Origin of the sequence: Halonatronum saccharophilum DSM 13868, from assembly GCF_000517025.1 — a bacterium.
Taxonomy (GTDB): Bacteria; Bacillota; Halanaerobiia; order Halobacteroidales; family Halobacteroidaceae; genus Halonatronum; species Halonatronum saccharophilum.
In genome coordinates, this window is sequence record NZ_KI912092.1 from 218,071 (window position 1) to 228,596 (window position 10,526).

Consider the following 10,526-nt stretch of genomic DNA (forward strand, 5'->3'; position numbering starts at 1 on the left):
TCACTTTATGTTATTTGTGGTTATTTAACATTATATATGAGGTATTCATATGTGTCATTTATTTTTTGCACTATCCGTGCATTTAATTATACAATGTTCCGAAAAGACTAGTAGGTTCTAGTTGCTAGCTTCTGGCTTCTAGCTACTGGCCAATGGTTTTTGCTACTAGTGGCTACTAGCTAACTAACAAGATAAATAAAAAGAGCACACATCTGTGTACTCTAATCCTTAATCTTAGGAACTAGTTCCTAGCTATTAGCTAAAATCATATCTTCTCATCAATAATTAAACCTACAGCCTGTCTGATCCTTCCTAACATATCTAGAATCTCTTCAGGAGGGAATTCTTTGAGAACTTCATCGCTTTTAATATCCATTAGCTTCACCATCATCCGTTCACTATCTTCATGTAACTGAAAGGAGAGGTTCTTATGGAAGGATTGAACGGTTTCATTTAATGCCTCTACCCCTTCTTCTAAACTATCTTTTTCTATCTCTTCTTTATGTTTTTCTAATGACCTATTTAATTGATTATCTAAACTTTGGTTGACCCTTACTTCCTTTACTGCATCATTAGCTTGCCTACCCTCGCTCCTACTAGACATACTCTCTATATTACTTGTTCCCCTTACACCTGATATATCCATCCATAATACCCCCTCATTAAATTTAATTCCCTTTACTACCTTTTATTATCTATATAAGTTGAATGAATCCTTATATTGGTGTTATAAGATCTGTTTACCTTCGAACCTTTCTTAACCTTCTTTAAATCATTACTTAAGGTCTCTTGTTTGGCCCTTAATAGACTTTGGTTTTCTTTATCCACCTCTTGAATATCATTTATAAGTGCAATTATCTTAGTTAAATTATCTTTTAACCTTTGACTAGAAATTTCACTTTCTTTTAAGGCAATTAACCACTTACCACTCTTTAGGTTAAAATTCTCTTTCAACGCATCCTTAAGAGGTTTTACCTTTTCTTCAATGACTTCTATATTCTCGATTATCTTTTGCCGTTTTGCTAATAATCTTTCTAGCTTATTTAAATCCCCTTTTTTTATAACTTTGCTCTGCTCTTTAGTCAATGATAGAAAATCATCATAAAGACTAAGTTCTTTTTGGTAGATGGATTCTAAAGTGGCAACAACCTCTTTAACCTTCAATATTCATTCCTCCACCTTTTAAGACTCTTTTATTATTATTGACTTTTTTGCTAGCTTCTTCCCAGCCTTCTTTTAGTTCAGTTAATAAATTTATAACTTCATCTAAAATAAGTGGGTCTTTTTTTATATTAGCTTCAATTAACCTTCTATTTATATACTCATACAAGCTATATAAATTTTGGGATATCTCTCCCCCTTTATCCATATTTAAAGTAACCATCAATTCATTGATAACCTGTTGGACCTTCTGTAGGCTTTTATTAACCTCTTGAATATCCTTCTTCTCCATTGCTATTTTCCCTCTTTTAGCAAACCTTATTCCCCCTTCATAAAGCATAAGAAGAAGCTTTTCTGGACTTGCTGTTTCATATTTAGTACTCTTATATTTTTGATATGGATTATTGGCTAGCATTTAAATACCTCCTTTTAGTTAGCTGTCAGCTATCAATTATAAAATTACAATTAATTTAATTTCAACTAAAACATCATACCAACTAGTTGTTGTTGTTGAGCTTGCATCTCTGCTGTTAGCTGTTCCATTCTAGCAAATTGGGCCCTTAACTCATTTTCTCGCTCCTCTAGCCTATCTAAGTCTCTTTCGATTCTTTCATTTGTCCTATCTATCTCATTCTCTAAATTTGCAATCCTACCACTTCTTCCTCCTCTTGACCCAATGTACCCATTATGAGGATCAACCGCAGTATCTACTACATCTCCAAGACGATCTATTATACCTGGCGCTTCACTTGTCAAACTATTATGTTCTAAGTTTCTAAAGGATACCAACTCTAAATTAGCATTATCATCCTCTCTAGCGATAACTCTACTAAACTCATCATCATTATTAATAGCTTCAATTAATCCCTCTAATGATTTATCCTCTTCTTCTAACTCAAGCGTCTTCTCTTCCCCATTAATAGATAAACTAAACTGGTTACCATCTAGTAGGTCTGATATATCATCTGGATCATCCACCTCTATATAATCCTTGGACTCCTTGGTGAAAAGATCCTTTAGCCCATCTAAATCATTTTCAATAGCTTGGTCGAGACTTTGGCCCCATCCTCTATCATCTTGAATCTCTAAGCGACCATCCCTTTGTACCTGGATACCAAATTGAGATAGAGTCTTTTCTTCTCCATCAGACCCTTCTACTGGCATAACTATACTATTATAAAGGCTTGCCTGTAAGTTACGCAATTGGGATTCTCCTTGGAGGAGTCCACCTTCTATAACTTCATCTCCACCCTCTTCTCCTTCAACATCTTTACTTTCAACACTACTCATAGGGTTAGTATATAAATCTATCATATCAATTACTGCATTATACCCTTCTACAAATTCTTCAATGGACTCACGAACTCCTTCTTTATCCACATCAAAATCTATGGTAGTTTCTCCCACTTGATGTAGGTCAAAGCTAATTCCCTCAACCGCTTCATCTAATTGATTAGTATCTGAGGTGACACTTATCCCATTAATCGTCGCCTCTGCTCTTTGAGACCCTTGTAATAGAACACCTTCACCAGAATCAGCATCATACTCTTCGTTCTCTTTTAAATATTCTGAGTCTAGGGTATAAAGAGTACTTTCGTTATTAATATCATTAATGATATTATCATCTATTTTAATTTTATCTATTTCTTCAGCAGATCTAATAACTATCTGATCATCTTCAGTAAGCTCAACTCCTATATCATCACTAGCGATTTCCTCTTCAAGTGCTGTTAAAAGTTCATTAACTGAAGTAACTCCACCCTCTTCCCCTAATGAAATACTATATTCTTCTTCGTCAAATTCGATACTTAACTCTCCCTTTTCTGTTAAGTCAACTTCACTTAAGTCTATTGTCGAAGTATAAAGAGTCTGTTCATAATCTTCATTTTCTTTTAAAATTCCTAGACTTTCTAACACATCACCATCGTTTAAGTCACCGACTACTAAATCGTTAGCCGGATCAACAACCTCTAAGACTAGGTTATCTTCGATAACTACCGCTTGCACGATATCATCATTTCCTTGAGCATCATTAATTGCATCTGCTATATCAGATAGTTCCTCAATATCATCATCCAAAGTAACTTCGAAACCGACATTATCTTCAGTTCCAAGGTGAAATGAATCTCCACCTAAACCACTTATATCTAAATCTCCTCTAGCCTCAGCAGTCGATACTATCCGTTGGCTCTGGGCCAACTGTCCAACATCGATATCATAGCTACCTACATTGGCATCACTAGAAACTTGAGCCGTTGCTACCCCCTCATCTGAACTCTCTCCTACATAAGAAAAGGTGTCTGAACTCAAAGCTTCTGCATTTCTTTTAAAAGTATCTAATGCACTATTAATATTTTGGTATGCTTCAATCTTCTGATTTGCTTCGATAGTCTGTTCATGCATATTCATTATAGGCTCTTGCTCAGCCTCTAAAATTTGATAGATCATCATCTCCGTTTGATCATTTCCAACTCCCATTGAAGACATTGGCATTTTTATCTCCTCCTTGTTTTTAGCTACTGGCTTCTGGCTACTAATTTTTCAGCTAATAGCAAGTAACTGTGGCACAATAGTACCACTTTGTTACTATTAGTCTTGATTTCTGTACTAAAGGCTAGTAACCATTAGCTAGAGGCTACTAACTAAATAACAAATAATCAATAATAAGCAACAGCTTATATCAAACACTACTGCTCACAACTCATTATTTGCTACTATGTAAAAAACCATTATCAATTTGACAATGGTTTTTAAGTTTAAAGTTAACTTCTCTTAAAATCCAAAAGAGAAGATACTCTGCATCTGACTTTGCATACCTGCTACTATCTGCTCCATCCTAGCAAACTCTTGGCGTAATTGCTGTTCTCTAAGCTCTAGTCTATCTAATCCCCTCTCAATATCATCATTAATCCGATCTATATCCCGCTCTAAGGCTGGAATCCTTCCTTGCCTTCCTCCACTTTGTCCAATATAACCTCTATGTCGATCAGTAGCGCTATTAATAGTCTGCTCGATGCGACCAATAATACCTGCACTCTCTCTTTTAATTAAATCTTCATCCTCATGGCTAATATTCCTAAAGGAGATCAACCTCATATCCCCATCTTCATTCTTACGAGCAATCAAACGTCTAAAATCATCATTATCACCGATTGCTTCGATTAGTTCATCTAAATCTTGGAAGCCTTCCTCAGAAGTAAGGGTCTTCTGCTCACCATCGATTGTTAAAGAGAACTCATTAAAATTATCACCAAATTCTAAATCATTGGCTCTAATGGTCATAGTCTCTTCTCTAGTAAATAACTCTCTAAGCTCATCTAGATTATTCTCAATAGCTTCATCTAAAGTTTGGCCCCATGCCCTACTCTCTTTTATCTCTAGAGTACCATCCCTTTGGACTTCGATTCCAAATTGGGAAAGGGTCATAGCACTATCTTCTCCCCCTATACCATTTATGGGAAAGATCACACTATTAGAGAAGCTAGATTCTAAACTCCTTAACCCAGATTCACCTTGGAGGGCACCTCCTCTAACCGTCTCTTTAGATCCATCCTCTTCATCTTCAACCTCTTTAGTTCTCCTTGAATCACCATAAAATTTAAAGGACTCCACTACTTCATTATAGCTTTCGACAAATGATTCAATAGCTTCTTTGATCTTCTCTGCATCTACGCCTAAGTCGATTTTTGTTGGCTCTTCGCCTTCAGGTGTAACCCCATTGAGGTTAAAGGTTATGCCTTCAACAACCCCTTCAACCTGATTAGTATCTGTTCTGACCTCTAAACCATTTATCTTAAACTTTGCTTCTTGAGATTTTCTTAATAAGCGATCTTCACTCTCATCTGTTAAGTCTAAGAGGTAATTTTGGTCTCCTCCAGTAGTATCAAGGTCAAATTCAGTATCCCCGTCCTTTAAGATACCAAGGCTCTTTAATACCCCATCACCATCTTCAACAACAAGATTGGTATTAGAGTCCATTACCTCAATCATCAGGTTATCGTCGATAACAACTGCTTGGACTAAACCGTCATTGTCATTGGCATTATTAATAGCCCTAGCAATATCTCTTAAGGATAACTCTTCGCCCTCTTTTACCTCTAGATCGACTTTAAAACCTAAATCATTCTCTGTTCTAAGATAGAAACTTCCTCCATCCTTCCAGGCATCAGTTCTGTTGGCCCTGGTTGAGACCAATCTTTGAGTTTGAGCCAACTGCTCAACTTCGATATCATAACTAGTAGCTACTATATCACCGCTGGCCTGTGCTGTTACTATATTTTCATTTGAACTACTTGCTGTTGGTCTAAAGGTTGCTGCTGTAATCTTATTGGCTTCTTTTTTGAAGGTATCCATCTTGGTATTGATATCTTGGTAGGCTTCAACCTTCTCATCAAGCTCCACTGTTCGATCATGCATCTTAAACAGGGGTTCTTGCTCGGCCTCCAGGATACGGTAAACCATAGTATCAATCTGTGAGCTCCCGCCCATACCGCCCATTGAAGACGTAAACATTACTCATCGCCCCTTTCGTGATTAAACCAATCTATTTAATTATACCGATATCGGGCAGACACATAGGTCTGCCCCTACAAAATAATATAAAAAAGACCAACCGACAAATGCCGGTCGGCCCTTTATTATTCTATATTCATAATAATTGCTAGCTTTTAATCTTTTAATCTCTAACTAGAAGCTATTAGCTAATTATCCAAGAATCTGTAGTACGTTTTGAGATTGCATATTAGCTTGAGCTAACATAGCAGTACCAGCTTGAGAAAGAACTTGGTTCTTAGTCATCTCTGCCATCTCAGCAGCCATATCAGTATCTCTGATTCTAGACTCAGCAGCTTGTAAGTTCTCCCTAGTGGTATCTAAATTTCTAATAGTATGCTCTAACCTGTTCTGTACCGCACCAAGTCCAGCACGTTGATCAGATACAGACTCAATTGCACTATCTAAATCTGCAATAGCATCAGTAGCATCAGTAGCAGTAGCAACAGTCAAATCATTAATACCCAATCCATTAGTGTCCATATTTGCAATGTTAGTACTCATATCATGATCAGCGCCTGCACCAATGTGGAAACTTAGTGGATCTTGACCGCCAGTAAGGTTTAAATCGTGATCTGCACCAGATTCTAGAGCAGTACCCCTAGCCATATCATCTGAAAGTTCCATACTGTATCCTTCAGATGATAAAGCATCCTGTAAATCTCCTAAAGTTCCCGCCTGATCAACAGTTACTCCCGTTAAATTCCCATCAGAATCATAACTCTTTTCAACGTTTCCTGCACCTCCTAAATCAGCAGTTGAAATGTTAAGACTATCTGTTGGCCCACTAATTGTTGCTTCATTATCACCAATATCACCAATAATACCAGCAGCATTTAGATCTTCATCTTCTGCTACATATTGCCCAAAGCTACCATCAACTAATTTCATGTCATTAAAAGTGGTTTGTTCAGCAATATCATCAATCTGATCTAATAATTCTTGCACTTCAAGTTGAATCTGTGCTCTATCTTCACTTTGGTTAGTACCATTAGCAGATTGAACAGCTAGGTCTCTCATTCGATTTAACATAGAGTGAGTCTCATCTAAAGCACCCTCGGCAGTCTGGATAAGGGAGATAGCATCTTGGGCATTTCTACTTGCTTGTCCTAATCCACCAATTTGTGCTCTCATCTTCTCAGATATAGCCAATCCTGCTGCATCATCAGCAGCTCTGTTGATTCTAAATCCTGAAGACAACTTCTCCATTGAACTATCTTGAGCATTACTTGTGTTTCCTAGGTTTCTTAGTGCATTCATAGCACTGATATTATTTTGTATTCTCATTATTAAATCATCCTCCTTGAGTTTTTGTTTTAAAAAAGCATCCTTGCTTTTTTAAAAAGCTGTCAGTCGTCAGCTATCAGCCCTCAGCTAAAAGATAAAACCTTTAAAGCAGAAAGCTTAAACCAAGACTTGTAGCTTTTTATTTAATTACTTAACTACCAGCCCAAACAGTCGGCCGCCTGCTGTGGCTGATAAAAGTTAGTAATCATTGCTACCTTGGATGAATTCCAAAGCAGTAAAGGTTACTAGCTTTCATATTTTTCGTTTCTTAGTATTATTATCGTTGATTGCCTTAATATTTTAACCTGTATTTATAGGCTTTAATCTGGATTAAAACCGTTCAAGATGATTTATCTAGATTATTCTATCCCAAACCCTCTATTTTCTTCTCTTTTCAATTTTATTCGTAGGGGTGAACCTGTGTGTTCACCCTTCATTTATTAACGAATCTATTTAATCCTAACGACATCGGGCAGACCTACGAGTTTTAAAAACCAAAAACTCTTCGTGAAAACCGCACAAACCGCATCCACCTAGGTCTGCCCCTACTTAAACAATCTCTTCAAGACTTCCAGAGACTCTAATCGACCTTTTGCTGCCTCTTTATTCTCTGCCTGTATCTCTTGATATACCTCTTGGCGATGGACAGGGATAGAACGTGGAGCATCAATCCCTAGCTTCACCCGACCATCACTTAACTCTACCACCTTGATCTCTATATCGTCATCGATAATAATCGACTGATTCTCTTTACGAGTTAGAATCAACATCCTTGAACACCTACTGCCTTCTCCTTAGATTCATCTAGGAGATAATGGCGAGTTGGATAATCACTCTCCAAGACAATCTGAGCTGCTCTTCTATTCTTGGTATTGATAATAATTGGAGCTTTTAAGTTAGTTCTTATCCTTGCTCCCTCATCTTCCACTACAACTAAGGTATAAAGGATCCCATCCTCTACCTTATCTATGCTTAACTTCTTTTGTATACTCTCTGTTAAATTCACTTTATAATCATCGACAAAGCTATTTGGATTTACCATTATAAAGGCCAAATCAGGCTCTTCTATCGACTGGAGCCAATAAAAGACCTGATCATCCAAAGAATCTATAATCGTAAACTTATTATACTCCTCAAAGCCTAAGATAGGCTTTTCAAAAATGATAACCTTATCCTCTTCAATCTCAATATCACCGAACATATTGGTCTTTATCTTCATTATATCACTCCGTTGTCATCCTATTGTAGGGGGCAGACCTATGTGTCTGCCCCCTTTATATATCATAATTCATTTATACCTCTTTTGTTATACCAGACATAACCTCAAATCTTATTTTTACTTTTTAACGAGGGTCGACACACAGGTCGACCCCTACATTTAATTCTCAATTTAATTCTTATTTATTAATAACTGACAGCTGACTCCTGACGACTGATAACTAAATCACCCTTTATAATCAACACTTATATCAAGACTTGGCTCCTTTTTTAAGTAAATATTATAAGTATCAGCAGATCCATCTACCCTAGGATATGAAAAATCAATATCGATATCCATCCTACAAGGATTAAAGTTTCCGTCTACTTTTACATCTCCAACCCGTACACCTATATCTGGAGGAGTAGAGGGAATAGCCTTAACCCCAAATTGATAATCATCATAACTATTCTCCCTAGCTATATCCGCTGTTGGATTTCCACCATTCTCAATTCTTGCCAACCGATCCCCTTCTCTAGCAATCCTTCTAATACTCTCATTAACATTATTTCTAGCTTGATTCTCAATATCCTTTACTAAAGTAGTAAACTTTCTAAAACCAAGCTCTTCCAAAGGCTTCGTATAATCAATATTCAATTGGGCAGGAGAACTATTAATATCAACTATATCTATAACGGTTAAGGACTTAGAAGCATTATAATTTATCGATAGATCTCCTAAAGAAGCATCCATCTTAAAATGCCCAGGGGCCTTATTTATACCCAGTTGGCCCCACCTTTGATTTATATTTATCTGTCCAACGGTCATAGTAATCTCCCTCCCGTAGGGCCAGACCTATGTGTCTACCCTCTTTATAATTGTGTCTGCACCTATAAATTAACAGCTGACGACTGAAGACTGATAGCTACCTCAAAAAATCTATTAAGGTAGGCTGAATTAATTTCGCGCCAACGGCTAAAGAAGCCCGATGAATATTCTCTTCACCTTGTAATTTCATAATCGTTTCAGCATAATCTACCCCTTCAGTCTCATTTAAGAGATCGGTATTACTAATCTTTTGAGCTTCTAATCTATCTTCCATTAACTCTAAACGATTCTGTCTAGCACCAACTCCAGATCTAACTCTTAAGGTGTCTTCTATATGAGCATCCAGATCATCAATAGCTTGAGCAATTGCATCCTTATCATTATCTCCTAAAGCATTACTAAGCTTTTGTACATCAGCAAATATTTGCTCAAATCCTCCATTACCAACCTCAGACCCTGCAACATTGATATCAACAGTAATACCAGGCGATACCTCCCTATTAATAGTCCCATCAGAAATATCACCTTCAGCATAATAATCATCAGGGTTGTTACTTCCTCCATTTACATAAGGCTTATCTAAAGTCCTAGTACCATTAAAGATATAACGCCCACCATAATCAGTGTTCCCTATATTCACCAAATGATCTTGTAATTGATCAACCTCAGATTGAATCTGTTTTGCATCCTCTGAGGTTATAGACCCCGTAGCACCTTGTACACCTAAGTCCCTTAACTTTCTCAAAGTGTTAATTGAATCATCCAAAGCCTGATCAGTAGCTGCTAACCACCCGTTCCCATCTTTGATATTTTCAGTATAACGTTCATTAAATTCAATTGTTGTCTTTAACTGCAAAGCCTTAGTAGCTTTTAACGAATCCTCGGAAACTTTAGTAAACTGCTTACCAGTAGATAATTGATTCATATATTTATTAAGATTAGCCTGGTTTTTATTATAATTATTATTGAAATTATTAATCATCATATTATTTGTAACACGCGACATTTATATAACCTCCTTATGCATCCTTTTGTAGGGGCAGACCTATGTGTCTGCCTTCTTAGTTTAAGAGTTTAATTCTTTTAAATCATTATTTCATTAGTACGAATGTTTAAATTTATAACCTAGGGTGACACACAGGTCACCCCCTACATTTAAAAATTATCCCTATATACTATTCACCAACGTATTAAACATCTCATCTAACCTGCTTATAACCCTTCCAGCAGCATTGTAGGCATGTTGGAACTTAACCATCTCTGTCATCTCCTCATCCAAAGAAACTCCTGATACCTCTTCACGCTTACTCTTAAGGTCATTTACCAATACTTTCTGGTTTCCTTCCATCCTATCAGCTCGTTCAATCTCTATTCCTAAATTACTAGATTGCCTTTGCCAAAAATCATTGAAAGTAGTTCCCCCTATTGTATCACCTTTATCCTTTAAATTAGCAATCTTAAGAGCATTACTACCATCTCCTTGACCAGCATCAGCAGTAGA

The 10,526-nt window shown here is 36.7% G+C and carries 11 protein-coding genes; all 11 read right to left on the minus strand.

Annotated features, from left to right (window positions below; all coding sequences use genetic code 11):
- Positions 1-265: 265 nt before the first annotated feature.
- Positions 266-646, minus strand: coding sequence for a flagellar protein FlaG (locus tag HALSAC_RS0103100; RefSeq protein WP_027339038.1), 381 nt, complete (start codon positions 644-646; stop codon positions 266-268).
- A gap of 35 nt (positions 647-681) precedes the next feature.
- A complete protein-coding gene (flgN, locus tag HALSAC_RS0103105) occupies positions 682-1,164 on the minus strand; it encodes a flagellar export chaperone FlgN (protein ID WP_027339039.1) in 483 nt (160 codons plus the stop codon).
- Positions 1,154-1,576, minus strand: a complete 423-nt coding sequence (fliS, locus tag HALSAC_RS0103110; RefSeq protein ID WP_027339040.1) for a flagellar export chaperone FliS — start codon at positions 1,574-1,576, stop codon at positions 1,154-1,156. Before fliS ends, flgN begins: the two co-directional genes overlap by 11 nt.
- Before the next feature lie 65 nt (positions 1,577-1,641).
- Positions 1,642-3,654: a flagellar filament capping protein FliD gene (gene fliD / locus HALSAC_RS0103115; protein ID WP_027339041.1), complete on the minus strand. Its 2,013-nt coding sequence runs from the start codon at positions 3,652-3,654 to the stop codon at positions 1,642-1,644.
- A gap of 279 nt (positions 3,655-3,933) precedes the next feature.
- Positions 3,934-5,673, minus strand: coding sequence for a flagellar filament capping protein FliD (gene fliD / locus HALSAC_RS0103120; protein WP_027339042.1), 1,740 nt, complete (start codon positions 5,671-5,673; stop codon positions 3,934-3,936).
- A gap of 192 nt (positions 5,674-5,865) precedes the next feature.
- The gene (locus tag HALSAC_RS0103125; protein WP_027339043.1) at positions 5,866-6,999 is read right to left on the minus strand and encodes a flagellin N-terminal helical domain-containing protein; all 1,134 of its coding nucleotides are present in this window, start codon (positions 6,997-6,999) and stop codon (positions 5,866-5,868) included.
- Between the two features lie 545 nt (positions 7,000-7,544).
- Positions 7,545-7,769, minus strand: coding sequence for a carbon storage regulator CsrA (csrA, locus tag HALSAC_RS0103130; RefSeq protein ID WP_027339044.1), 225 nt, complete (start codon positions 7,767-7,769; stop codon positions 7,545-7,547).
- A complete protein-coding gene (gene fliW, locus HALSAC_RS0103135; RefSeq protein ID WP_027339045.1) occupies positions 7,763-8,218 on the minus strand; it encodes a flagellar assembly protein FliW in 456 nt (151 codons plus the stop codon). The genes csrA and fliW overlap by 7 nt, the downstream gene beginning before the upstream one ends.
- A gap of 225 nt (positions 8,219-8,443) precedes the next feature.
- A complete protein-coding gene (locus HALSAC_RS16280) occupies positions 8,444-9,025 on the minus strand; it encodes a DUF6470 family protein (RefSeq protein WP_027339046.1) in 582 nt (193 codons plus the stop codon).
- A 97-nt stretch (positions 9,026-9,122) separates the two neighbouring features.
- Complete coding sequence (flgL, locus tag HALSAC_RS0103145) at positions 9,123-10,031, minus strand: flagellar hook-associated protein FlgL (protein ID WP_027339047.1); 909 nt, start codon at positions 10,029-10,031, stop codon at positions 9,123-9,125.
- Between the two features lie 162 nt (positions 10,032-10,193).
- On the minus strand, positions 10,194-10,526 hold a 333-nt coding region (locus HALSAC_RS17230; RefSeq protein WP_027339048.1), incomplete at its 5' end, for a flagellar basal body rod C-terminal domain-containing protein.

What these genes read in the sequence shown, in the direction of transcription:
- fliD (WP_027339042.1), bottom strand. Translation starts at nt 5,673, where the DNA reads ATGTTTACGTCTTCAATGGGCGGTATGGGCGGGAGCTCACAGATTGAT.
- HALSAC_RS16280 (WP_027339046.1), bottom strand. Translation starts at nt 9,025, where the DNA reads ATGACCGTTGGACAGATAAATATAAATCAAAGGTGGGGCCAACTGGGT.
- fliS (WP_027339040.1), bottom strand. Translation starts at nt 1,576, where the DNA reads ATGCTAGCCAATAATCCATATCAAAAATATAAGAGTACTAAATATGAA.
- HALSAC_RS0103125 (WP_027339043.1), bottom strand. Translation starts at nt 6,999, where the DNA reads ATGAGAATACAAAATAATATCAGTGCTATGAATGCACTAAGAAACCTA.
- fliW (WP_027339045.1), bottom strand. Translation starts at nt 8,218, where the DNA reads ATGAAGATAAAGACCAATATGTTCGGTGATATTGAGATTGAAGAGGAT.
- HALSAC_RS0103100 (WP_027339038.1), bottom strand. Translation starts at nt 646, where the DNA reads ATGGATATATCAGGTGTAAGGGGAACAAGTAATATAGAGAGTATGTCT.
- csrA (WP_027339044.1), bottom strand. Translation starts at nt 7,769, where the DNA reads ATGTTGATTCTAACTCGTAAAGAGAATCAGTCGATTATTATCGATGAC.
- fliD (WP_027339041.1), bottom strand. Translation starts at nt 3,654, where the DNA reads ATGCCAATGTCTTCAATGGGAGTTGGAAATGATCAAACGGAGATGATG.
- flgL (WP_027339047.1), bottom strand. Translation starts at nt 10,031, where the DNA reads ATGTCGCGTGTTACAAATAATATGATGATTAATAATTTCAATAATAAT.